The sequence below is a fragment of the Streptomyces sp. NPDC001606 genome, assembly GCF_053596835.1.
The window spans coordinates 552,589-574,553 of the sequence record NZ_JBSFHC010000002.1; the positions used below are offsets into that span (position 1 = coordinate 552,589).

The following is a 21,965-nucleotide window of genomic DNA, read 5'->3' on the forward strand; positions in this document are numbered from 1 at the left end:
GTCGAACCCATGCGGCGGACTTCCTCTCAGACGACGTTCGGTGCCGAGGCCTCAGCACGTCTGTCCGCCACAACAGCGGGCCGCCCCGCGGCATTCCCGGCCGTCACCCGAGTGACGCGACCCACGCGACGACACCGTCGGTGATGACCGCGAGGGCCTCCTCCTGGGTGATCCCCGCCCGTTTGGGGACGGCGAAGCCGTGATCGCCGTACGGCACCTCGATCAGCTCGTGGCCGCCCTCCGGGAACTCCTCCGGCTTCCCGAACGGATCGTTCCCGCCCTGGACGACCAGTGTCGGCACCCCGGCACCCAGCAGCTCCTCGGCACGGGACTTCTCCGGCTTGCCCGGCGGGTGCAGCGGGAAGCTCAGCGCGAGCACGGCGTGCGCGCCCAGCTCGGCCGCCGTACGGCAGGCGACCCGGGCCCCGGCGCTGCGGCCGCCGGAGATCACCGGCAGCGCCATCCCGGACAGCGCGGGCCACACCCCGCGCCACCCGGCGTCCAGCGTCTTCGGGGCGGGGGCGACCTTCTTCCCGGCGACCCGCCACGGCTGCTCGACCAGGGCGACGGTCACCCCGTGGCCGGGCAGCACCCGCGCGAGCGCCTGGAGGTCGCGCGCCTCGACGCCGCCGCCGGCGCCATGGCTCACGGCCAGCACCAGCCGGGCCCGCTGCGCCTTGTGCCAGGTGATGCGGGCGGTCCCGGTCTCGGTCTCGACAATCTCGATCACGCTAGAAAAGTGTGCCCTCTTCCGGCGCCTCCAGCTCCTTCAGCAGCTCCGGACCGTTGTTGCGGACGTTGCTGACGGCGGTGGAGACCGGGTAGGCGCGCATCAGGCCGGGCGGGGGCGGGGCGAGCAGCTCGCGCAGGGCGTCGGGGTCGGTGCGGGCGGGGTCGAGCCAGGCGTCCCAGCGGTCCGGGGTGAGCATCAGCGGCATCCGGGGGTGGATGTCGGCGAGGGAGGACGGGCCCTCGGCCGGGGCCACGGCCAGCGGGGTCCGCTCCGCCTCCGTGGTGATCACCGAGCAGGTCACCCACCAGGCCTGCGGATGGTCGTCGGGCAGGGTCCGGTCCCGCCAGAACTCGTACAGCCCGGCCATCGCGAACACCGAGCCGTCGGCGGGCAGCACGAAGTACGGCTGCTTGCGCGGCCGCTTCCGCCTGCCCTCGACCTCCAGCTCGCGCTCCTGGCTGCCGGTGACCCACTCGTAGTAGCCGTCGGCGGGCAGGATGCAGCGGCGGGCGGCGAAGGCGCGCCGGTAGGCGGGCTTCTCGTGCACGGTCTCGGCGCGCGCGTTGATCATCCGGGCGCCGCCCTCGGGCGTCTTGGCCCAGGACGGCACCAGTCCCCACTTCAGCCTGCGCAGCTGGCGAACCGGACGCGGGGAGTCCGCGTCTTTCAGAGGGCGGTCGAGAACGGCGTAGACCTCCTTGGTCGGCGCCACGTTGTAGTCCGGCTCCAGGGTCTCCTCAGGCTCCCACTTCTCGACGTCAAAGACTCCTGCGAGATCCTCGGGCCTACGACTCGATGCATACCGTCCGCACATAAGTGCCACACTGCCAGACCTCGTACGACGACAGGGAGCCACTCGGACCATGGACAGCCTCGCCGCCCTCGCGCTGCCCGACCTCTGGGACCGGCTCACCGGAACCCAGCCGGCTCCCGACCAGTGGGTCGTCCTGGCCACGCTGGCGGCGGCGTTCGCCGTGGTGGCCCCGCAGCCGGTGTGGCGGATATCCCGCAACGCGATCACCATCGCGCACGAGGGCGGGCACGGCCTGGTCGCCCTGGTCACCGGCCGGCAGCTCACCGGCATCCGGCTGCACTCCGACACCAGCGGCCTCACGGTCAGCCGGGGCAAGCCGTACGGGCTCGGCATGATCCTCACCGCCGCGGCCGGCTACACCGCGCCCTCGCTCCTGGGCCTCGGCGGGGCGGCCCTGCTGGCCGCCGGCCGCATCACCCTGCTGCTGTGGGTGGCCACGGCCCTGCTGCTGGTGATGCTGGTCATGATCCGCAACGCGTACGGCGTGCTGACCATGCTGCTGACCGGCGGCGCCTTCGTGCTGGTGTCGTGGCTCGCGGGGCCCCAGGTGCAGGCCGCGTTCGCGTACGCGGTGGTGTGGTTCCTGCTGCTGGGCGGGGTACGGCCGCCGTTCGAGCTCCAGCTGAAGCGGTCCCGGGGAGGGGCCGGGGACTCGGACGCCGACCAGCTGTCCCGGCTCACCCACGTCCCGGCGGGCCTGTGGCTGTTCCTCTTCCACGCGGTGTCGCTGTCGTCGCTGATCGGCGGCGGGCGGTGGCTGACGGGGTGGTGAGACCGGGGCGGGGCGCCGGAGGGGGCCGGGATCGGCGAAGGGCACCGGCTGCTGCCGGGGGGTTGCCGCCCCGCCCTCCTTATAAAGTGGCCCCATGGCCCCGAACACCGCCTCCACCGCACTCTGGCCCGCCCCGCACGCGAGCGGAGCCGTCGACGCGACGGTCCACGTGCCGGGGTCCAAGTCGGTCACCAACCGCGCCCTGATCCTCGCCGCCCTGGCCTCCGAGCCCGGCTGGCTGCGCCGCCCGCTGCGCTCCCGCGACACCCTGCTGATGGCCGGTGCCCTGCGCGCGATGGGCATCGAGATCGAGGAGGGCGTCGGCCCGGACGGCACCGGCGAGGCCTGGCGGGTGCTGCCGGCCGGCCTGCGCGGCCCGGCCACGATCGACGTCGGCAACGCGGGCACGGTGATGCGCTTCGTGCCGCCGGTGGCTGCGCTGGCCGACGGCCCGGTCCGGTTCGACGGCGACCCCCGGTCGTACGAGCGTCCCCTGCACGGCGTGATCGACGCGCTGCGGGCGCTCGGCGCCCGGATCGACGACGACGGCCGGGGCGCGCTGCCGCTGACGGTGCACGGCGGCGGGGCCCTGGAGGGCGGCCCGGTGTCGATCGACGCCTCGTCCTCGTCCCAGTTCGTGTCCGCCCTGCTGCTGTCCGGCCCCCGCTTCAACCAGGGGGTCGAGGTCCGCCACACCGGGGCGACCCTGCCCTCCCTGCCGCACATCCGGATGACCGTGGACATGCTGCGCGCGGTCGGCGCCCAGGTGGACACCCCGGAGTCCGGCGGCGAGCCGAACGTGTGGCGGGTGACGCCGGGCGCGCTGCTCGGCCGGGACCTGACGATCGAGCCGGACCTGTCCAACGCGCAGCCGTTCCTCGCGGCGGCCCTGGTGACGGGCGGCAAGGTGCTGATCCCGGACTGGCCGGCCCGTACCACCCAGCCGGGTGACCGGCTGCGGGAGATCTTCACCGAGATGGGTGGCTCCTGCGAACTCACCGACTACGGGCTGGAGTTCACCGGCTCGGGTGCCATCCACGGCATCGATGTGGACCTGGGTGACGTGGGCGAGCTGACCCCGGGCATCGCCGCGGTCGCCGCCCTCGCCGACTCCCCCTCCACCCTGCGGGGCGTGGCCCATCTGCGGCTGCACGAGACCGACCGGCTGGCCGCGCTCACCAAGGAGATCAACGAACTCGGCGGCGATGTCACCGAGACCGCCGACGGTCTGCACATCCGCCCGCGCCCGCTGCACGGCGGTGTGTTCCACACCTACGAGGACCACCGCATGGCGACGGCCGGCGCGGTGATCGGTCTCGCCGTGGAGGGCGTGCGGATCGAGAACGTGGCGACGACGGCGAAGACCCTGCCGGACTTCCCCGAGCTGTGGACCGGGATGCTCGGGCAGTAGGGACGACGTACGCCATGCGCCGCTACGGCAAGCACACCGACGAGGACGACATCCGCAGCCGCCCCAACCGCAAGGGCAACCGGCCGCGCACCAACATCCGGCCCAAGCATGAGGACGCGGCCGAGGGCATGGTCCTCACCGTCGACCGGGGCCGGCTGACCTGCCTGGTCGAGGACCGGCCGGTGATGGCCATGAAGGCCCGCGAACTGGGCCGCAAGGCCGCGGTCGTCGGTGACCGGGTGGCCCTGGTGGGCGACCTGTCCGGCAAGAAGGACACCCTCGCCCGCATCGTCCGCATCGAACCGCGCGCGTCGGTCCTGCGCCGCACGGCCGACGACGACGACCCGTACGAGCGCGTGGTCGTCGCCAACGCCGACCAGCTGGCCATCGTCACGGCCCTCGCCGACCCCGAGCCCCGCCCGCGGCTGATCGACCGCTGCCTGGTCGCCGCCTACGACGGCGGCCTGGAGCCGCTGCTGGTGATGACCAAGTCGGACCTGGCGCCGCCGGACAAGCTGTTGGAGCTGTACGGCGCGCTGGACATCCCCTATGTCGTCACCAGCCGCGAGGAGCTGGAGAACGGCGGCGCGGCGGACCGGGTGCGGGAGTACCTGGACGGCAGGATCACCGCGTTCGTCGGCCACTCCGGCGTCGGCAAGACGACTCTGGTCAACGCGCTGGTTCCGGAGGACCGCCGGCGTATGACGGGCCATGTGAACGCGGTGACCGGCCGCGGCCGCCACACCACCACCTCGGCGCTGGCGCTGCCGCTGTCCGCCGCGGAGGGCTGGGTGATCGACACCCCGGGCGTACGGTCCTTCGGCCTGGCGCACATCGATCCGTCCCGGGTCATCCACGCCTTCCCGGACCTCGAACCCGGCACCGCGGGCTGCCCGCGCGCGTGCAGCCACGACGAGCCGGACTGCGCCCTGGACGCGTGGGTCGAGGAGGGCCACGCGGACCAGGCGCGGCTGTACTCCCTGCGCCGGCTGCTGGCCACGCGCGAAGCCCGGGAAGGCGACTGAGCCCCGCGTTGTTTGACGGGCCGTGAGTCAGGCAAGTGCATAATCGCACCGAGCCGGAGATCCGGACCAACGGGAGGACAGCACATGGCGTGGCTGCTGGTCATCGTCGCCGGGATCCTGGAGACCGGTTTCGCCGTGTGCCTGAAGCTCTCGCACGGCTTCACCCGCCTGTGGCCGACGATCGCCTTCGCGTCCTTCGCCCTCGGCAGCTTCGGCCTGCTCACCCTGTCCCTCAAGAAGCTGGACGTCGGCCCGGCGTACGCGGTCTGGACCGGCATCGGCGCGACGGGCACCGCGATCTACGGCATGGTCTTCCTCGGTGACCTGGTCTCCACCCTGAAGATCGTCTCCATCACCCTGGTCATCATGGGCATCATCGGCCTCCAACTCTCGGGCTCGGCGCACTAGTCGAGACATACGGCCGCAGCTGCGGGCAGTCGTGCCGCCAAGGGCGATGGGGGTACCCCCTGCTCGAGCGAAGCCGAGAGCTTGGGGGAGGGTGGGCGCAGCGGCACCTCACAGCGAGCAGCGCCTCGACCCACCCCCACACCGACACCGACACCTCATCCAACACCGGTCACACCTGCCACCGCCCGCACCAACTCCCCCACACCCCCCTCCCCCACCGGCGCCGCAATACAGGACACCGCAACCCGCACAGCCAGCTCACACGCCCGCCCAACCCCCTCCGCATCCCCATCCCACTCCCCCGCCCCCACCACCCGCTCCCGCACCATCCGCACAAAATCCCCCGGCGACGGCAACGCCCCATCCGCCCTCCGCTGCGCCGGCACCCCGGAGGCGGACGGCACCGCGGCCAGCCGCGGCCTGGGCAACCGCTCGCTCCAGCAGCCGGTCAGCATGGCCCGTACCAGCACGTCGTCCCGCGCCGCGGCGACCGTCCACTCCCCGACGGCGACCAGCCGCTCCCCCACCTCCGCCCCGGCCCGCTCCCGCAGCACCCGTTCGACCCCGGCGAGATAGCCGTCCGCCGCCCGCCGCACGAGCGCCCGGGCCAGCCCGTCCTTGCTGCCGAACTCGTTGTAGAGCGTCTGCCGGGACACCCCGGCCGCCGCCGCCACGTCGACCATCCGCACCGCGGACCACGGCCGGTGCGCGAGGGCCCGGTAGGCGGCGTCCAGGAGCGACTCCCGAGCTGGCATCATCGCCTCCCCAGCGGGCAACCGGCTCTGCGCCCAGGTTTGACGCGCCCGGATGCACTGTCAAGGCTTCCCGTCACCGCCGCCCGACGGGCCGGCGCGCGGACACGCCGCCCCCGGTGGCCCGGTGCGGACGACCACCGATACCGTTCCTTGCATGCCGGACTACCTCGACGACCTGCGCCTCGCCCACGTTCTCGCGGACGCGGCCGACGCCGCCACCATGGACCGCTTCAAGGCCCTCGACCTGAAGGTGGAGACGAAGCCGGACATGACCCCGGTGAGCGAAGCGGACAAGGCGGCGGAAGAACTGATCCGCGGCCAGCTCCAGCGCGCCCGCCCGAGGGACGCGGTCCTCGGCGAGGAGTACGGCATCGAGGGCTCCGGCCCCCGCCGCTGGGTGATCGACCCGATCGACGGCACCAAGAACTACGTCCGCGGTGTTCCCGTCTGGGCCACCCTCATCGCGCTCATGGAAGCGGGCGAGGGCGGCTACCACCCCGTCGTCGGCCTCGTCTCCGCCCCCGCCCTCGGCCGCCGCTGGTGGGCCGCGAAGGGCCACGGCGCCTTCACCGGCCGCAACCTGACCTCCGCGACCCGCATCCACGTCTCCCGCGTCGGCACGCTCGCCGACGCGTCCTTCGCGTACTCCTCGCTCTCCGGCTGGGAGGAGCAGGGCCGGCTGGACGGCTTCCTGGACCTGACCCGCCAGGTGTGGCGCACGCGCGCGTACGGCGACTTCTGGCCGTACATGATGGTCGCGGAGGGCTCGGTGGACATCTGCGCGGAGCCGGAGCTGTCGCTGTGGGACATGGCCGCCAACGCGATCATCGTCACCGAGGCGGGCGGCACCTTCACCGGCCTCGACGGCCGCCCCGGCCCGCACAGCGGCAACGCGGCCGCGTCCAACGGTCTGCTCCACGACGAGCTGCTGGGCTACCTCGGCCGGCGCTGACCCGCACGGGATCCCCCGCCCGGAGAAGTCGTAGGAACAGAACGGGCCGGACCCCGAGCACCAGGGGATCCGGCCCGCCTGGGGGCAACCCCAGGTCTGCACGCCAGCCGCGTGCCGGCGGCTCAGCCGCGCAGCGCCCGCACCGCCGTCTCCAGCCGCTTGCCGAAGTCGGCGTCGGCGTTCGCGAAGTTGCCGATCGCCCGCTCGACGATGTCCTCGCGCGAGACCTGGGAGATGGCGCCCGCGAGGTTGGCGACGAGCCGCTCCTTCTCCTCCTCCGACATCAGCCGGTAGAGGTTGCCCGCCTGCACGAAGTCGTCGTCCTCGGCGTGCACCGGGGTCGGGTGGGAGCCGGTGCCCGCGGTGAAGCCGTCGAACGGCTGCCACAGCGCTCGGCCCGTCTGCTGCGGCCCGCCGAAGCTGTTCGGCTCGTAGTTCTTCGCCCCGCCGTGCCGGCCGTCGTAGAGGAAGCCGTCCCGGGAGTTGGTGCGCGCCTCGGTGGCGTGCGGGCGGTTCACCGGCAGGTGGTCGGCGTTGATGCCGACGCGGTAGCGGTGCGCGTCGCCGTAGGCGAAGAGCCGGCCCTGGAGCATCTTGTCGGGCGAGGGGCCGATGCCCGGCACGAAGTGCGCCGGGGAGAAGATCGACTGCTCGACCTCGGCGAAGACGTTCCGCGGGTTGCGGTTCAGCTCCAGCCGGCCGATCTCGACGACCGGGTAGTCCGCGTGCGGCCACACCTTGGTCAGGTCGAACGGGTTGAAGCGGTACGTCGCCGCGTCGGCCGCCGGCATGATCTGCACGCCCACGGTCCAGGACGGGAACTCGCCGCGCTCGATGGCTTCCCGCAGATCGCGCTGGTGCGAGTCGGGGTCCTTGCCCGCGAGGATCTCGGCCTCCTCGGCGGTGAGGTTCTTGATCCCCTGGTCGGTCTTGAAGTGGTACTTGACCCAGAAGACCTCGCCCGCCTCGTTGTTCCACTGGAAGGTGTGCGAGCCGAAGCCGTCCATGTGGCGGTACGACGCCGGGATGCCGCGGTCGCCGAACAGCCAGGTGACCTGGTGGGTGCTCTCCGGGCTCAGGCTCCAGAAGTCCCAGACGTTGTCCGGCTCCGTGCTGCCCGTGTACGGGTCCCGCTTCTGGGTGTGGATGAAGTCGGGGAACTTGATCGCGTCCCGGATGAAGAAGACCGGGGTGTTGTTGCCGACGAGGTCGTAGTTGCCCTCTTCGGTGTAGAACTTCACGGCGAAGCCGCGCGGGTCGCGGACGGCGTCCGCCGCGCCGAGGTTGCCGGCCACGGTCGAGAAGCGCAGGAAGACCTCGGTCTCCTTGCCGACCTCGGAGAGGAAGGCGGCCCGGGTGTACGGCGTGACGTCGGCGGTCACGGTGAAGGTGCCGTAGGCGCCCGCGCCCCGGGCGTGCACGACCCGCTCCGGGATGCGCTCGCGGTTGAAGTGCGCCAGCTTCTCCAGCAGGAGCTGGTCCTGGACCAGGACCGGTCCGCCGACGCCCGCCGTCTCGCTGTTCTGGTTGTCGGCTACCGGAGCACCGGCCTCCGTGGTGAGCGGTCCCTGCGTCACGTGCGCCTCCTGCGTCCTTGCTGACTAGTCCTGTCCCATAGCCAAAGCCGTTCTCGATCCTACATTGGACAAGGTCTAAGTCAAACAGTCTTCTAATCACATACCTATTCCCGACCTGGTCCCCCTTCCTGTTAGGCTGGTGGCCATGAGCGACCTTCTGGAACGGCTGCGTGGACGCGGATGGCGGATGACCGCGCAGCGGCGCGTGGTGGCCGAGGTCCTGAACGGCGAGCACGTTCATCTGACGGCCGACGAGGTCCATGCGCGCGCTGTCGCGAAGCTGCCCGAGATCTCCCGGGCGACCGTCTACAACACCTTGGGCGAGCTGGTCTCCCTCGGCGAGGTGCTGGAAGTCTCGACGGACAAGCGCGCCAAGCGGTACGACCCCAACGCCCACCGCCCGCACCACCACCTGGTGTGCGCCCGGTGCGGCGCGATCCGCGACGTCCACCCGACGGGCAACCCGCTCGCCGACCTCCCCGACTCCGAGCGCTTCGGCTTCACGGTGTCGGACGTCGAGGTCACCTACCGGGGCCTGTGCCCGAACTGCGCGACGGCGTAACCACCGCTTCCCTGGAGCCCCGGCGACCACCGGGGCTCTTCGCATGTCCAGACACACGAAGAACCGAGGACGCGCACACAAAAGCCGAGGGCCGGAATCCATCTCTGGATTCCGGCCCTCGGCCTTCAGTAGCGGGGACAGGATTTGAACCTGCGACCTCTGGGTTATGAGCCCAGCGAGCTACCGAGCTGCTCCACCCCGCGTCGGTGAACACGACACTACGGGAGAGCAGCACCAAGAAGCAAATCGGTTGGCTCACCGCCGCGAGCAGCGCCTTCGCCCGCCCCCGCCGGGGCCCGGCGCGGCCTCACGCCGACAGCTCCTCACGCAGCGCGTCCCGCAGCCGGCCCGCCCGCTCCGCCACCTCCGCCGGTCCCAGCTCCACCGCCCGGTCGGCCCACCGCTGCCCCTCCGCCAGCTCGCCGCGACGCGCGTAGACCAGAGCCAGCCGAAGCGCCGCCCGGCCATGCCCGGCATCGGCGGCCCGGGTCCACCACACCGCCGCCTCGGGCTCGCTGCCCTCCCGGGCCAGCAGCAGCCCGAGGTTGAAGGCGCCGTTGCGCGAGCCGGCCTCCGCCGCCGCCCGGTACCACCGCGCCGCCTCGACCACATCGCCCCGGGCCGCCGCCAGCATGCCGACCCGCACCTGGGCCCGCCGATGGCCCTGGGTCGCGGCCCGCTCGTACCACTCCTCGCACTCGGTCTTCTCGTGCACGACCTCGCCCAGCTCGTGCGCGGGCTCCGGCGGCCGGCGCGCGTCGAGCAGCGTGGCCAGCCGGTACGCCCCCTCCGCGCTGCCTCCGCCCGCCGCGCACCGCAGGTGCCGTTCGGCCTCCTGCTCGTCGCCCTCGCGCAGCCGGGCGATCCCGACCTGGAGCGCGGCCTCGGCGTGCCCGGCCGCGGCCGCCCGCTCGTACCAGCGCAGCGCCATCTCGTCCTCGCCGCGCCCGGCGTACAGGATGCCGAGGTTGAACGCGGCGTCCACGCTCCCGGCCTCGGCGGCCTTGGAGAACCACGGCTCGGCGCCGGTCGGGTCGCTGCCCTGGAGCAGCAGGATGGCCAGCGCGTTCGCGGCCTCCCGGTGCCCGGCGTACGCGGCCCGGCGGTACCACTGCTCGGCCTGTGCGGTCCGCCCCTGCTCGGCGCAGAGCAGTCCGAGGTTGTAGGCGCCGTTGTCGTCACCGGCGTCCAGGGCCGCCCGGTACCAGCGTTCGGCGGTCTGGGTCTCGCCGCGCTCGGCGTGCAGCGCGCCGAGGGCGTTGGCCGCGTTGCCGTCGCCCTCCTGGGCGGCGCGCAGCCACCACACGGCCGCGCTCTCGCTGTCCCCGGCGTCGCGCAGCAGGAAGCCGAGCGCGCAGGCGGCCCGCGGCTCGCCGTCCTTGGCGGATGTCAGGTACCAGCGCCCGGCCTCCTTCAGCTCGCCGCGCCGCTCCAGGATCGCGCCGAGGTGCAGCGCGGCCCGCCGGTGGCCCCGCGCGGCGGCCTGCCGGTACCATTGCTCGGCCTCCGCGACAGCGTTGTCACCCCCGGTTCCGTCCTCGTGGCCCGCCTGCCGGTCGAGCGCGCGGGCCAGCCGGTAGGCGGCCTCGCGGTGGCCGCGCTCGGCGGCGGCCCGCATCCAGCGCTCGGCCGTGACGTCCCCGCGGTGGTCCAGCAGATCCGCGAGCGCGTAGGCGCCGAGGACATGACCCTGCTCGGCGGACTGGCGCAGCCAGTACTCGGCGGCCGGCTCGTCCCCGCGTTCGCGGTGGTAGCGGCCGAGCGCGTGCGCGGCCGGGGCGGAGCCGGCGACGGCGGCGATCCGCCACCAGCCGGCCGCCTCGTCGGCATAGCCGCGCTGGTGCAGAAGGACCCCCAGGTTGTTGGCTGCGGCCCGGTCACCGGCCGCGGTGGCGGCCCGCAGATGGGTCTCGGCCGCATCGAGGTCCCCGCGGCGCAGCAGCATCGCGCCGAGGACACTGGCCGCCTCGGCGTCACCGCTCTGCGCGGCGAGTCCGAGACGAACCTCCTCGGCGGCTTCCCCCATGTCCCCCAATTCGTCCCGGGCCGGCTCCGCTTCGGAAGGCTGTACAAATCGCCCTGACTCGAACAGAGTTGCCTTGTCCCCCATAACGTCCATCGTCGCACCACCTGCAACCTGGGTACACCCGGTATACCGCAGCCCGTGAGGTCACTTCAGCGTTTTGTCGACATGCCCACAGGGAGACAAGTCAAACACAGAGCGGTCAACTCCCCACGGCGGCGCGGCCGCTCCTCCCCTCCGGATATGAGTTCGCACACCACGAAGGCCCGGATCCCTTGGGATCCGGGCCTTCGACTTCAGTAGCGGGGACAGGATTTGAACCTGCGACCTCTGGGTTATGAGCCCAGCGAGCTACCGAGCTGCTCCACCCCGCGCCGTTGCCTGATAACGGTACCACGGCGCGCGGGCGGCTTGATCATCTCCCCTTTCCGGCCTTGGCCTCCGCGTCCTGGGCCCGCTGGAGCGCGTTCTTCAGGTCCTTCTGCGCCTTGGCGTACGCGGTCCAGTCCGGCCCGTCCGGCTGCTTCAGGGCGTCCTGCCCGGCGTCGTACGCCTTCTGCGCGTCCTTCAGGGCCTGCTGGACGGTGGGGTCGGCGGAGGACGGCGGGTTGCCGGTGCCGGTGTCCGGCGGTGTGCTGGTCGGGCCCTTGACCCCGAACACCTTGTCCAGCGCCTCGCCCAGGGTGTCCTCGAAGGCCGTGGTGCCGTTGTAGGTGACCAGCACCTTGCGCAGCAGCGGGTATCTCAGCTCGCCGCCGCGGACGTAGACGGGTTCCGCGTAGAGCAGTCCGCCGTCGAGCGGGACCGCGAGCAGATTGCCGTACTCGACCTTCGAATGCCCGCGGCTCAGCAGGCTGATGGTCTCCGCGATGTCCTGTTGCGAGTTGAACTGGCTCTGCACCTGTTTGGGGCCGTCGACGGTGGTGCTCGTCGGCAGCTTCAGGATGCGGATCTTTCCGTAGTCGCGCGCGCGGGGATCCGAGTCGACGGCCATGAAGGCGCTCAGGTTGTCGCGGCCGTTCGGGGTGAAGGTCGTCGTCAGCGAGAACGCCTGCCGGTCCTGGTCCGGCATCTTGAGGCTCAGGTAGTACGGCGGCACCGCGCTGCCCGAGTCGTTGGTCGGGTCGTCCGGCACCTGCCACACCTCGCTGCCGGTGAGGAAGGTCTGGGCGTCCGTCACGTGGTAGCGGCTGAGCAGTTCGCGCTGGACCTTGAACAGGTCCTGGGGGTAGCGCAGATGGGCCATGAGGTCCTGGGAGATCGCGCTCCTCGGCTGCACCGTGCCGGGGAAGGCCCGCATCCAGGTCTTCAGCACCGGGTCCTCGGTGTCCCACTGGTAGAGCCTGACCTCACCGGTGTACGCGTCGACCGTCGCCTTCACCGAGTTGCGGATGTAGTTGACCTGGTTCTGCTGGGCCACCACTTCGCGGTTGGTGTTGGTCGCGGTCAGCGAGTCGGCCGTCGTGTCCCCGAGGGTCGTACGGGACGAGTACGGGTAGCCGTTCGACGTCGTGTAGGCGTCGACGATCCACTGGATGCGGCCGCCCACGACCGCGGGGTAGGCGTCCCCGTCGATGGTCAGCCAGGGGGCGACCGCCTCGACGCGCTCCTTGGGCGTGCGGTTGTACAGGATGCGCGAGCCCTTGCCGATGGCGCCCGAGTAGAGGATCTGCGGCTCGTTGAAGGCCACCGCGTACGCGGCCCGGTTGAGCGGGTTGTCGAGGTTGACCCCGCTCTTGGCCGTGTAGCTGGTGGTCCGCTCGCCGCCGTCGTCCGCGGAGTAGTCGATCTCCTTCTGCGGACCGCCCACGATCGAGTAGGTGGTGGTCTTCTCGCCGTAGTAGATCCGCTGCTGGTAGGTGCCGAGGTCGCCCTTGGACGGCAGGTCGTACTCGGTGAAGACCGGCTGGCCCTGGGAGTCGGCCTCGGTGCCCTTGGCGGCGACCACGCCGTAGCCGTGGGTGTAGCGGAAGTGGTCGTTGATCCAGTTGTTCTTCGGGATGCCGGCCAGGTTCAGCTCACGCAGGCCGAGGACGGTGTCCTGCTCCTTGCCGTCCTTGGTGCGGTACCGGTCCACGTCCAGGTTGGTCGGGAACCCGTAGTAGTTCTTCATCTGCTGAAGCTGCTGGAACGTCGGCGAGACGACGTTCGGGTCCATGATCCGGATGCTCGCCGCGGCGTCCGCGTCGGCGCGCAGCCTGGACTTGTCCGTGGCGGTGGACTTGCCCGCGTACTCGGTGACCTTGGTGTCGTCGATGCCGTACGCCTCGCGGGTCGCCTTGAGGTTCTTCTGGACGTACGGCGCTTCCTTGGCCTGCTCGTTCGGCTGGACCTGGAACTTCTGCACGATCGCCGGATACAGGCCGCCGATCAGGATCGCCGACAGCACCATCAGGCCGAAGCCGATGACGGGCAGCTGCCAGGTGCGCCGCCACAGGGTCGCGAAGAACAGCAGGGCGCAGATGACGGCGATGCAGAACAGGATCGTCTTGGCCGGCAGATAGGCGTTGGCGTCGACATAGCGCAGACCGGTCCAGTTGCCGGTCGCCTTGAAGTCGCTGGACTTCACCGCGAGGCCGTACCGGTCGAGCCAGTAGGCGACCGCCTTGAGGGCCACGAAGATGCCGAGCAGCACCGACAGGTGCCCGGTCGCGGCGGCGGTGGCCCGGGTGCCGGGGCTGGTGACGCGCAGCCCGCCGTACAGATAGTGGGTGAGCCCGGCGGCGAGCAGGCACAGGATCGCGGCGGCGAAGCCGAAGCCCAGCAGGAACCGGTACCAGGGCAGGTCGAAGGCGTAGAAGGAGACGTCGAGGTGGAACTGCGGGTCCTTCTGGTGGAAGGGCACGCCGTTGACCCACATCAGCCAGGTCCGCCACTGGCCGGCCGCCGAGGCGCCCGCGATCAGGCCGACGAGCGCGGTGACGGCGAGCAGCAGCCACCTCTTGTACGGCGCGATGCCCATCCGGTAGCGGTCCAGGCTCTGCTGCTCCATGGACATGGCACTCAGCGGGGGCCGCAGCCGGTGGGCGATCCAGATGTTGAGGCCGACCGCGACCGCCATCAGCAGACCGAAGACGAAGAACAGGCCGATCTTGGTCCACAGGACGGTGGTGAACACGGACGAGTAGTGCACCGACCGGTACCACAGCCAGTCCGTCCAGAAGCCGGCGAACATGGTGAACGCCATGCCGAGGACGGCAAGGACGCCCAGCGTCATGAGCAGGGTCCGGGCGCGCCGGGACGGACGGCTCGCTCTGATCCGTGGCCCCGTCGGGCCTCCGCCGCGGTCCGGCATCTGGAAAGCCAAGGTGTGCACCTCGAAGTTCGCTGTCGATACGTCAGCCCGCCGTGTTCGACGGCCCGCCGTGGCCCCCCGTGATCGCGGGCCTACTCCTATGCAACTTACTCACGCCGTGCTCGGTTCCCGATTCCGGCCGGGAACGAGGCAGGATTGTGACCATGTCCAACACTCCCATGGCGGCGAGCCCGCTCACCCGGGCCGTACTCGAGATCGACGAGTACGCCTCCGGCCTCGGCTGGGACCAGCCCGCTCGCCTCTTCGCCCTCGTCGACACCGCCCGGCTGCGGTCCCAGGAACCCGCGCTCGCGGCTCAGCTCGGCCTCGACGCGGACGAGTCCCAGACCACCGGTTTCACCCCGATCGAGCAGGACGAGATCCCGTCCGGCAAGCCGCTCGACGACTTCCTCGGCACCATCGCCTGGCCCGACGCGGTCATCGGCTGCGCGCTCACGGTGGAGCGGCTGATGCTGCCGCCGTCCGCCGAGGCGCAGGTCCCGCACAACCTGAGCGAGGCCAAGCTGGCGAAGTGGGTCGCCGAGCACCCCGAGCGCCAGGAGGTCCGGATGACGGTCGCGGTGCTGCGCGACGGCAGCCGTGAGTCGGCGCTGCGGCTGCGCGAGAAGGACTCCCCGACCGAGGTCCTGACCGGCCCCGACCTGGTGCCGGGCCTCGCCGAGGCGCTGGCGGCGACCTTCGCGGACTGACGTCTTCGGGTACGGCGATGGGGGCGCCCGCTGTCTTCAGGGGCGCCCCCAGCCGTGTCCTGCTCCGCTCAGCCCTTGGTGGTGCACCTGGGCAGCGCGGCGGTGTCGCCGGTGCGGATGTCCTTGAGGGCGCCGAGCGCGTCGTCGATCGTCCTGACCTTGACCAGGGTGAGTCCGCTCGGGGTGTCCTTGGCGGCGGCCGCGCAGTTCTCGGCGGGCGTCAGGAAGTACTGGGCGCCCTTGTCGCGCGCGCCGACCGTCTTCATCTCGACACCGCCGATCGGTCCGACCGTGCCGTTGTCGTCGATGGTGCCGGTGCCGGCGACGAACGTGCCGCCGGTGAGACTGCCCGGGGTGAGCTTGTCGTAGATGCCGAGGGCGAACATCAGACCGGCGCTCGGGCCGCCGACGTCGGCGAGCTTGATGTCGATGGTGAACGGGAAGGTGTGGTCGGTCCCGGCGGAGATCCCGACGATGGCCCGCTTCGCCCCGGTGTCGTCGGAGGCCGCCGTGGTGAGGGTGACGTCCCGGGTGGCGGTGGCCGTCTTGTGGGCCTTCTCGGCGGCGGCCTGCTCCTTGGCGGGCACCACGGTGAAGACCACCTTCTGCCCCGGCTTGTGCTTGGTCACCAGCTTGGCGACATCGGAGGGCTGCTTGACCGCGGTGCCGTCCACCGCCTTGATCACGTCACCGGCGTGCAGCCGGCCCTCGGCCGGGGAGCCCTTGACGACCGTGGAGACGATCACCCAGGACTTCACCGGGATGTGCAGCTCCTTCAGGGCGGCGACCTTGGCGCTCTCCTGGGACTGGCTGAACTCCTCGGCGTTCTGCTGGGTGGACTGCTCCTCGGTGGTGCCGTCCGGGTAGAGCGTGTCGTGCGGGACGACCTTGGTGTCGTGCGCCAGCCAGCCGTAGACGGCCTCCACCAGGTTCATCCGGTAGTCCGCGCTGGTCACCCGGACGGTCGTCATGTTCAGATGGCCGTCGGTCGGGTAGGTCTTGTGGTCGGGGAACTGCAGCACCGGCTCGCCGTCGTGGTCCCCGAGCGTGTTCACCGTCGGGCCGGGGGACATCTCCGAGTACGGCACGGGGATGAGCACTCCCGCGCACAGGAGCGCGATCAGCATCAGGGTGGAGGCGAGCAGCGTCGCGGTGCGGCGTGGCATGCCACGACAGTACGGGACGCCTCTGTCAGCGCACCGTCAGGGCACCCCTGTCACACGCGGCGCGCACCCGGGCCGGACTTCTCCATGGCCGCGCGGAAACGGGCGTATCCGTCCAGCTCGGGGCCGTCGCTGCGGGCCTTGCGCGTCCGGTTGGCCCAACTGCCCCACAGTCCGCCGCCGATCCCGGCCAAGAACGGAATCAGCAGCCAGACAAGCGCCCCCATGCCGACCTCCCAATGCCCAGAGCGTCCGCAACTGACTGATCAGCAGATTAACCATCCGCACTGACAACGCTCACGCGCGGGGGGCGGTTACGCAACCGGTGTGTCGCGAGTGGCCGGTGAGTGGCCTGTGAGTCGCTTGGGCGGCGACGGTCAGCAGGCGCCGACCCACTCCTCGGTGCCGTCCGAGAACCGCTGGTGCTTCCAGATCGGCACCTCGTGCTTGAGGTCGTCGATCAGCTTGCGGCAGGCCTCGAAGGCCTCCGCGCGGTGCGGGCACGCCACGGCGACGACCACGGCGAGATCACCCACCTGGAGATCGCCCACCCGGTGGACGGCGGCCAGCGCCCGCACCGGATAGTCCGCCACGACCTTCTCGGCGATCCGCCGCATCTCGTCCTCGGCGCTGGGATGGCACGAGTACCCGAGCGCGTCCACGTCGGCGCCGCCGTCGTGGTTCCGCACGGTCCCGACGAACAGCGCGATGCCGCCGGCCGCGGCGTCCCCGACGGCCCGGAACACCTCGTCCACGGAGAGGGCGGTCTCCCGGACGCCGATCAGCTTGATGGGTGCCTCGGCCGCCTGCTCACCGGGATGGTCGATCGTCTGTGCCATACCCCCATCGTGCCGCACACCCCGGACCACAGGGAATGCGATGTTCGCCCGTCCCGCGCGCGGGAGGCTTTGGATGCTCCTACAGCGGGGCCTGCGGGGGTCCTGCCACGGAGCGCCCCGGTGCCGGAGAGGCGCTCACACGCGCCGGCGGGCCTTGCGGGCGCGGCGGACCACCGCGGCGGCGCCCAGCAGGGCCACCGTCGCGCCCGCGGCGCCCGCGGCCGTGGCGTCCTTGCGGCCCAGCCGCCGGCCGGCCACCGTGTGCCGCCCGGACACCTCCTCCAGCAGCTCCGCCAGCACCTCCTCGTTGGTCCACCGCGGCCGCCACCCGGCGTCGTGCAGCCGGCTCCCGCTGATCACCCACGGGTACATCGTGTACGCCAGGTCTCCCGCCGGGGACGGGGTGAGCCCGATCCGGTGCAGCCGCGCCGCCGCGCCCAGCGCGACCGCCGACGGCAGCTCCATCCGCCGGATCCCGCTCAGCTCCTCGACCTCCTCCTGCTCCAGCCAGCCGTCGCAGCCGACGGCCAGCTCCCCGTCGACCTTCTCCAGCACGGCGTACTCCAGCGCACTGCACAGGTCCTCGACGTGGCAGAACTGCCACGCGGGCCGGGAACCGGCGACGACGAGCAGCCGCGGCGACTCGAAGTACCGGGTCAGCGCGGTGTCCGTCCCGCCGACCAGGACGGCCGGCCGTACGACGGTGACGTTCAGCCCGGGATGCGCGCGCGGCGCGCGCCGCGCCAGCCGCTCGATCTCCAGCAGGTCGCCCACCCCGGTGGCCTCGGCGGTCGCCCGCAGCTCGGCGTCCTCCGACAGGGGCAGCTCGTTGTCCGGCAGCGCGCCGTAGACCATCGCCGAGGTGCACAGCACCACCCGGTGCACGCCGGCCGCCGCCGCGGCCGTCAGCACGGTCTGGGTCCCCCGGACGTTGTAAGCGGTCCGGGCGGCCGGATCGCTGCCGAGGTCGAGGTCGAGGGCCAGGTGCACCACGACATCGGCGCCCCGCAGCTTGTCCGCGATCGCGGGGTCGCGGACGTCCAGGATGTGCCACTGCGCGCCGGCGCACTCCCCGCGCCGCTCGTCGATCGCCACGACCTGTTTGATCTCCTCCGAGGCGGCGAGCCGCTCGGTGAGCAGGGCGCCGACCCCGGTGGCTGCGCCGGTGACCGCGACGACGGGCCCGCGCACGGCGGGAGAGGTTGAGAGGTTTCGCGCTGCGCGAACCTGCGGATCTGGGGAACTCACCGGGCGTCTCCGTCGGTTGTCTTCCATACGAGCGCGAGTGACGCGTGCGTACCAGGTGCATCCATCCTGCCGCAGGCCTTCCGCGGGCGAAGCACCGAGGCCCGATCGGGCCCAGGTGTCTACGCTGGGTGGTGTTGTCGGGCAGCCGCGCCGCCGGAGAGAGACCGGTGGCCTTACCAGCCGAGGAATCCCGTGAGTGACACCCCATTCGGTTTCGGCCTTCCGCCGGAGGAGCCGGAGGACGGCGACGAGGGCAAGAAGAAGGACCAGCAGAGCGGTGGTGGTCAGGGACCGGCCAACCCGTTCGGTTTCGGGACGCCCGGAGCCGGCGGCTTTGGCGGCCCCGGCGCCGACAACCCGCTCGCCGCGATGTTCGGCTCGCTGAACCCCACCGACCTGGGCGCCGCGTTCCAGCAGCTGGGCCAGATGCTCTCCTACGAGGGCGGCCCGGTGAACTGGGACATGGCCAAGCAGATCGCCCGCCAGACGGTCGCCCAGGGCACCCAGGACGGCACCAAGGACTCCAGCGTGGGTCCGGCCGAGCGCAGGGCGGTCGAGGAGGCCGTCCGCCTGGCCGACCTGTGGCTGGACGACGCGACGTCCCTGCCGTCCGGCTCCGCCTCGGCGGTGGCCTGGTCCCGCGCGGAGTGGGTCGAGGCGACCCTGCCGGCCTGGCAGGAGCTGGTCGACCCGGTGGCCGAGCGGGTCGGCGCGGCCATGGGCGACGTCCTGCCGGAGGAGATGCAGGCCATGGCCGGCCCGCTGATCGGCATGATGCGCTCGATGGGCGGCGCCATGTTCGGCACGCAGATCGGGCAGGCCGTGGGCGTGCTCGCGGGCGAGGTCGTCGGTTCCACCGACATCGGCCTGCCGCTGGGCCCGGCCGGCAAGGCCGCGCTGCTCCCGGTCAACGTGGAGACCTTCGGCAAGGACCTCGGCGTCCCGCAGGACGAGGTCAGGCTCTATCTGGCCCTGCGCGAGGCCGCCCACCAGCGGCTCTTCGCGCATGTGCCGTGGCTGCGCTCGCACCTGTTCGGCGCGGTCGACGGCTACGCGCGCGGGATCAAGGTCGACACCGCCAAGCTGGAGGACGTGGTCGGCCAGTTCGACCCGCAGAACCCCGAGCAGCTCCAGGACGCACTCCAGCAGGGCATGTTCCAGCCGGAGGACACCCCCGAGCAGAAGGCGGCCCTGGCCCGTCTGGAGACCGCTCTGGCGCTCGTCGAGGGCTGGGTGGACGCGGTGGTCCACACGGCCGCCAAGCCGCGCCTGTCCTCCGCGGACGCCCTGCGCGAGACCCTGCGCCGGCGCCGCGCCTCGGGCGGCCCCGCGGAGCAGACGTTCGCCACGCTGATCGGCCTGGAGCTGCGCCCGCGCCGGCTGCGGGACGCCTCCCGCCTGTGGGCGTCGCTCACGGACGCGCGCGGGGTGGACGGCCGGGACGGCCTGTGGGCCCACCCGGACATGCTGCCGACGGCGACCGACCTGGACGACCCGGACGGCTTCGTCCACCGCGAGCAGCTGGACTTCTCCGAGCTGGACCGGATGCTCGGCGAGGCGGCCGGCAAGCCCGACCTGCACAAGAAGGACACGGACCGGGACACCGGCAAGGACGCGGACAAGGGCGACGACACCGAGTGAGCCTGTACGACGACACGGTCCGCGTCCTCAAGGAGTACGCGGGCCAGGACGAGCTGCGCCAGTCCTACCTCGACCATCTGGCGGCCCACCCGGACGGCGTGTGGAAGGCCTGTGAGGCCGGCCATGTGACGGCGAGCGCCCTGGTGATCGACCCGGAGTCCGGCCGGGTGCTGCTGACGCTGCACCGCAAGCTGCGGATGTGGCTCCAGATGGGCGGCCACTGCGAGCCGGAAGACGCGTCCCTGGCGGCGGCTGCCCTGCGCGAGGCCACCGAGGAGTCCGGCATCCCCGGGCTGACGCTGCTGCCCGGCGGTCCGGTCCGGCTGGACCGGCACCCGATCCCGGCGCCGTGCCACTGGCACTTCGACGTCCAGTACGCCGCGCTGGCCCCGCGCGGCGCCGCCCACGCGATCAGCGACGAGTCGCTGGACCTGCGCTGGTTCGGCTACGACGAGGTGCCGGACGTGGCGGACGCGTCGGTCGTGGCGCTGCTGAAGGCCACCCGCGCCCGGCTGTGAACGGGTGAGAAACAGGTGAGGGGTGACCGCCCCGGCGGTCACCCCTCACCCCTCACTTCACGGTCAGCTCCAGACGTTGCCCTGGTTCTGCGCGTGCGCCCCGTGCTGGCCCATGCCGAACTGGGCGGCGAGGCCCTGGCCGATCACCGCGTTCTGCGGCGGCAGCAGCTCGCTGGGCTGGACCAGCGCGTACCCGGTGCCCATGAAGCTCAGCTCCCAGCCCTCACCGGTGTTGCCACGGCGCCGCCACACCCCGGAGGAGTGCGTCTGCGCCTGCATCTGCACCCGCAGCCCGGTGGACCAGGCGACGATCGCGTCGGCATCGCAGTTGACGTACCGGTCCGGTGTGACCTGCATCAGCAGCGGCGCGCCGGACGTCATCAGGGCGACCCGGCCGCGCCCGGTGATGTTCAGCTGGTACTTCCCGGAGCCGGAGATGCCGTAGAGGCTGTCGACGGCGATGACCTCGTAGTGCAGCGAGGAGTCCATGGCGAGGACGTAGGAGCTGTCCACGGTCAGCCCGTCCTGCTCGACGTCCATGATGTGCACGTGCTGGGCGAGGTTGGCGAGGTAGACGGTGCCCTGGCCGTGGCAGCGCATCAGGTCCAGACCCTCGCCGGTGCGGGCACGCGCGCGTGCCTGCCCGTTGCTGCGGTACTCGGCGTCGAACTCGATCAGCCCCTGGTAGGCGACCATGGTGCCCTTGCGGGCCAGGATGTCGTCGTGGCCCTCCAGGGCGACCCGGAGCAGCTGCGCGTTCTGAAGGCTCCAGCGCTCCTGGGTCTGGACCTCGTTGTGCGCGAAAAGCGGACTCTGCATGGTGTTCTGGCTCCCCCTCAGCCCCGGAACCGGAGGCGGTCGGTGCTGTCCTCGCTGGGCTGGACGACGACGATGCCCTGACCGGAGAAGGCCATCTGGAAGGCCTCGCCGCTGCCCCGGCCGATCAGCGACTGCGCCTTGAAGCTGCGCTTGCCCTTCACCTTGAGGTTCGGCGACCAGGCGACGAGCGCGTCCGGGTCGACGTACGTCTCGTCCTCGCCGCCGCCGCAGTCGACGACGATGGGCGTGCCCCGGGAGGTCAGCGCGACCCAGCCCTGCCCGGAGATCTTCGTGTTCCACAGGCCCTGGCCGGCGAACTTGGCGAGCCCCTTCACCCGCTCCACGCCCCAGCTGAGGTGCGCGTCGAAGGCGAGCAGGTTGGTGGCGTTGACGGAGATGCCGTCGCCGTTGAGGTTGAGGACGACGACGTTCGCGCCGTAGTCGGCGAGGTAGAGCAGTCCGTCGCCGGAGCACTTCATCAGCGGTGCGCCCTCGCCGGTGATCCAGTCCCGGGCGATCTGGCGGACCGCCGGCGGGTTGGGCTCGTACTGGATGAAGCCTTCGTAGGCGACCATCGAGCCCACGCGCGCGAGGAGGTCGTTTCCGGTCTGCATGGCGACCTTCAGCATGTGGCTGCCGTGGTTCTCCATGCGGGCGGTGACGGGTGCGGGAGCGAAGCCCGCGAGCGGCTGGTTCATGA

General features: G+C 71.7%; 21 protein-coding genes and 2 tRNA genes. 9 read left to right on the forward strand and 14 right to left on the reverse strand.

What is annotated here, in order from left to right; genetic code table 11:
* Nucleotides 1–103: 103 nt before the first annotated feature.
* Nucleotides 104–730, reverse strand: coding sequence for an alpha/beta hydrolase family protein (locus tag ACWCV9_RS06870; RefSeq protein ID WP_450784605.1), 627 nt, complete (start codon nt 728–730; stop codon nt 104–106).
* A gap of 1 nt (nt 731) precedes the next feature.
* Nucleotides 732–1,547 (reverse strand): SOS response-associated peptidase, encoded by an 816-nt coding sequence (locus ACWCV9_RS06875; protein WP_450784606.1) that lies wholly within the window; start codon nt 1,545–1,547, stop codon nt 732–734.
* 49 nt (nt 1,548–1,596) lie between these two features.
* Here ACWCV9_RS06875 and ACWCV9_RS06880 point away from each other — a divergent pair, with 49 nt between their 5' ends.
* The 4 genes from ACWCV9_RS06880 (at nt 1,597) to ACWCV9_RS06895 (ending at nt 5,163) form a co-directional block, all read left to right on the forward strand.
* Nucleotides 1,597–2,319, forward strand: coding sequence for a M50 family metallopeptidase (locus ACWCV9_RS06880; RefSeq protein ID WP_385840089.1), 723 nt, complete (start codon nt 1,597–1,599; stop codon nt 2,317–2,319).
* 94 nt (nt 2,320–2,413) lie between these two features.
* Nucleotides 2,414–3,730 carry a 3-phosphoshikimate 1-carboxyvinyltransferase gene (aroA, locus tag ACWCV9_RS06885; RefSeq protein ID WP_450784607.1) on the forward strand — a complete coding sequence of 439 codons (1,317 nt, stop codon included), beginning with the start codon at nt 2,414–2,416 and terminating at the stop codon, nt 3,728–3,730.
* A 14-nt stretch (nt 3,731–3,744) separates the two neighbouring features.
* The gene (gene rsgA / locus ACWCV9_RS06890; protein ID WP_450784608.1) at nt 3,745–4,755 is read left to right on the forward strand and encodes a ribosome small subunit-dependent GTPase A; all 1,011 of its coding nucleotides are present in this window, start codon (nt 3,745–3,747) and stop codon (nt 4,753–4,755) included.
* An 84-nt stretch (nt 4,756–4,839) separates the two neighbouring features.
* Nucleotides 4,840–5,163 (forward strand): DMT family transporter, encoded by a 324-nt coding sequence (locus ACWCV9_RS06895; protein ID WP_450784609.1) that lies wholly within the window; start codon nt 4,840–4,842, stop codon nt 5,161–5,163.
* A gap of 155 nt (nt 5,164–5,318) precedes the next feature.
* Here the strand turns inward: ACWCV9_RS06895 and ACWCV9_RS06900 are convergent, their stop codons facing one another.
* Complete coding sequence (locus ACWCV9_RS06900) at nt 5,319–5,921, reverse strand: TetR/AcrR family transcriptional regulator (RefSeq protein WP_450784610.1); 603 nt, start codon at nt 5,919–5,921, stop codon at nt 5,319–5,321.
* A gap of 151 nt (nt 5,922–6,072) precedes the next feature.
* Between ACWCV9_RS06900 and hisN the strand changes: the two genes are divergently transcribed.
* Complete coding sequence (gene hisN, locus ACWCV9_RS06905; RefSeq protein WP_450784611.1) at nt 6,073–6,870, forward strand: histidinol-phosphatase; 798 nt, start codon at nt 6,073–6,075, stop codon at nt 6,868–6,870.
* Between the two features lie 122 nt (nt 6,871–6,992).
* On the opposite strand, the gene ACWCV9_RS06910 is transcribed toward hisN, so the two are convergent.
* Complete coding sequence (locus ACWCV9_RS06910) at nt 6,993–8,447, reverse strand: catalase (RefSeq protein WP_450784612.1); 1,455 nt, start codon at nt 8,445–8,447, stop codon at nt 6,993–6,995.
* 145 nt (nt 8,448–8,592) lie between these two features.
* Between ACWCV9_RS06910 and ACWCV9_RS06915 the strand changes: the two genes are divergently transcribed.
* The gene (locus tag ACWCV9_RS06915; RefSeq protein WP_385840098.1) at nt 8,593–9,009 is read left to right on the forward strand and encodes a Fur family transcriptional regulator; all 417 of its coding nucleotides are present in this window, start codon (nt 8,593–8,595) and stop codon (nt 9,007–9,009) included.
* A gap of 129 nt (nt 9,010–9,138) precedes the next feature.
* On the opposite strand, the gene ACWCV9_RS06920 is transcribed toward ACWCV9_RS06915, so the two are convergent.
* From ACWCV9_RS06920 to ACWCV9_RS06935, 4 genes are all read right to left on the reverse strand, one after another.
* A tRNA-Met gene (locus ACWCV9_RS06920) sits at nt 9,139–9,212 on the reverse strand.
* Between the two features lie 104 nt (nt 9,213–9,316).
* Nucleotides 9,317–11,128, reverse strand: a complete 1,812-nt coding sequence (locus tag ACWCV9_RS06925) for a tetratricopeptide repeat protein (RefSeq protein WP_450784613.1) — start codon at nt 11,126–11,128, stop codon at nt 9,317–9,319.
* Nucleotides 11,129–11,332: 204 nt separating this feature from the next.
* A tRNA-Met gene (locus ACWCV9_RS06930) sits at nt 11,333–11,406 on the reverse strand.
* A 41-nt stretch (nt 11,407–11,447) separates the two neighbouring features.
* Nucleotides 11,448–14,327: a UPF0182 family membrane protein gene (locus tag ACWCV9_RS06935; protein WP_450784710.1), complete on the reverse strand. Its 2,880-nt coding sequence runs from the start codon at nt 14,325–14,327 to the stop codon at nt 11,448–11,450.
* 164 nt (nt 14,328–14,491) lie between these two features.
* Here ACWCV9_RS06935 and ACWCV9_RS06940 point away from each other — a divergent pair, with 164 nt between their 5' ends.
* Nucleotides 14,492–15,037, forward strand: a complete 546-nt coding sequence (locus ACWCV9_RS06940; RefSeq protein ID WP_450784614.1) for a PPA1309 family protein — start codon at nt 14,492–14,494, stop codon at nt 15,035–15,037.
* Between the two features lie 68 nt (nt 15,038–15,105).
* Here ACWCV9_RS06940 and ACWCV9_RS06945 read toward each other — a convergent pair whose 3' ends face one another.
* The 4 genes from ACWCV9_RS06945 to ACWCV9_RS06960 form a co-directional block, all read right to left on the reverse strand.
* The gene (locus ACWCV9_RS06945) at nt 15,106–16,203 is read right to left on the reverse strand and encodes a YlbL family protein (protein ID WP_450784615.1); all 1,098 of its coding nucleotides are present in this window, start codon (nt 16,201–16,203) and stop codon (nt 15,106–15,108) included.
* Between the two features lie 50 nt (nt 16,204–16,253).
* Nucleotides 16,254–16,427, reverse strand: coding sequence for a hypothetical protein (locus ACWCV9_RS06950; RefSeq protein WP_385840103.1), 174 nt, complete (start codon nt 16,425–16,427; stop codon nt 16,254–16,256).
* A 150-nt stretch (nt 16,428–16,577) separates the two neighbouring features.
* Entirely contained in the window at nt 16,578–17,039 is a 462-nt protein-coding gene (locus ACWCV9_RS06955) for a molybdenum cofactor biosynthesis protein MoaE (RefSeq protein ID WP_450784616.1), read from the reverse strand.
* Between the two features lie 135 nt (nt 17,040–17,174).
* Nucleotides 17,175–18,287 carry an SDR family oxidoreductase gene (locus tag ACWCV9_RS06960; RefSeq protein ID WP_385840106.1) on the reverse strand — a complete coding sequence of 371 codons (1,113 nt, stop codon included), beginning with the start codon at nt 18,285–18,287 and terminating at the stop codon, nt 17,175–17,177.
* A 192-nt stretch (nt 18,288–18,479) separates the two neighbouring features.
* Between ACWCV9_RS06960 and ACWCV9_RS06965 the strand changes: the two genes are divergently transcribed.
* Together ACWCV9_RS06965 and ACWCV9_RS06970 are read left to right on the forward strand one after the other, a co-directional pair.
* Nucleotides 18,480–19,928, forward strand: a complete 1,449-nt coding sequence (locus ACWCV9_RS06965; protein ID WP_385840107.1) for a zinc-dependent metalloprotease — start codon at nt 18,480–18,482, stop codon at nt 19,926–19,928.
* A complete protein-coding gene (locus tag ACWCV9_RS06970) occupies nt 19,925–20,446 on the forward strand; it encodes an NUDIX hydrolase (RefSeq protein ID WP_450784617.1) in 522 nt (173 codons plus the stop codon). Before ACWCV9_RS06965 ends, ACWCV9_RS06970 begins: the two co-directional genes overlap by 4 nt.
* A gap of 63 nt (nt 20,447–20,509) precedes the next feature.
* Here the strand turns inward: ACWCV9_RS06970 and ACWCV9_RS06975 are convergent, their stop codons facing one another.
* Together ACWCV9_RS06975 and ACWCV9_RS06980 are read right to left on the reverse strand one after the other, a co-directional pair.
* Nucleotides 20,510–21,265, reverse strand: coding sequence for an AIM24 family protein (locus tag ACWCV9_RS06975; RefSeq protein WP_450784618.1), 756 nt, complete (start codon nt 21,263–21,265; stop codon nt 20,510–20,512).
* Nucleotides 21,266–21,282: 17 nt separating this feature from the next.
* Nucleotides 21,283–21,963 carry an AIM24 family protein gene (locus tag ACWCV9_RS06980; RefSeq protein ID WP_385840112.1) on the reverse strand — a complete coding sequence of 227 codons (681 nt, stop codon included), beginning with the start codon at nt 21,961–21,963 and terminating at the stop codon, nt 21,283–21,285.
* Between the last annotated feature and the right edge of the window lie 2 nt (nt 21,964–21,965).

Excerpts from the sequence above, each read along its gene's own strand:
- ACWCV9_RS06875 (WP_450784606.1), bottom strand. The coding sequence starts at position 1,547 with ATGTGCGGACGGTATGCATCGAGTCGTAGGCCCGAGGATCTCGCAGGA.
- ACWCV9_RS06880 (WP_385840089.1), top strand. The coding sequence starts at position 1,597 with ATGGACAGCCTCGCCGCCCTCGCGCTGCCCGACCTCTGGGACCGGCTC.
- aroA (WP_450784607.1), top strand. The coding sequence starts at position 2,414 with ATGGCCCCGAACACCGCCTCCACCGCACTCTGGCCCGCCCCGCACGCG.
- rsgA (WP_450784608.1), top strand. The coding sequence starts at position 3,745 with ATGCGCCGCTACGGCAAGCACACCGACGAGGACGACATCCGCAGCCGC.
- ACWCV9_RS06895 (WP_450784609.1), top strand. The coding sequence starts at position 4,840 with ATGGCGTGGCTGCTGGTCATCGTCGCCGGGATCCTGGAGACCGGTTTC.
- ACWCV9_RS06900 (WP_450784610.1), bottom strand. The coding sequence starts at position 5,921 with ATGATGCCAGCTCGGGAGTCGCTCCTGGACGCCGCCTACCGGGCCCTC.
- hisN (WP_450784611.1), top strand. The coding sequence starts at position 6,073 with ATGCCGGACTACCTCGACGACCTGCGCCTCGCCCACGTTCTCGCGGAC.
- ACWCV9_RS06915 (WP_385840098.1), top strand. The coding sequence starts at position 8,593 with ATGAGCGACCTTCTGGAACGGCTGCGTGGACGCGGATGGCGGATGACC.
- ACWCV9_RS06925 (WP_450784613.1), bottom strand. The coding sequence starts at position 11,128 with ATGGACGTTATGGGGGACAAGGCAACTCTGTTCGAGTCAGGGCGATTT.
- ACWCV9_RS06935 (WP_450784710.1), bottom strand. The coding sequence starts at position 14,327 with ATGCCGGACCGCGGCGGAGGCCCGACGGGGCCACGGATCAGAGCGAGC.
- ACWCV9_RS06940 (WP_450784614.1), top strand. The coding sequence starts at position 14,492 with ATGTCCAACACTCCCATGGCGGCGAGCCCGCTCACCCGGGCCGTACTC.
- ACWCV9_RS06945 (WP_450784615.1), bottom strand. The coding sequence starts at position 16,203 with ATGCCACGCCGCACCGCGACGCTGCTCGCCTCCACCCTGATGCTGATC.
- ACWCV9_RS06950 (WP_385840103.1), bottom strand. The coding sequence starts at position 16,427 with ATGGGGGCGCTTGTCTGGCTGCTGATTCCGTTCTTGGCCGGGATCGGC.
- ACWCV9_RS06955 (WP_450784616.1), bottom strand. The coding sequence starts at position 17,039 with ATGGCACAGACGATCGACCATCCCGGTGAGCAGGCGGCCGAGGCACCC.
- ACWCV9_RS06975 (WP_450784618.1), bottom strand. The coding sequence starts at position 21,265 with ATGCAGAGTCCGCTTTTCGCGCACAACGAGGTCCAGACCCAGGAGCGC.
- ACWCV9_RS06980 (WP_385840112.1), bottom strand. The coding sequence starts at position 21,963 with ATGAACCAGCCGCTCGCGGGCTTCGCTCCCGCACCCGTCACCGCCCGC.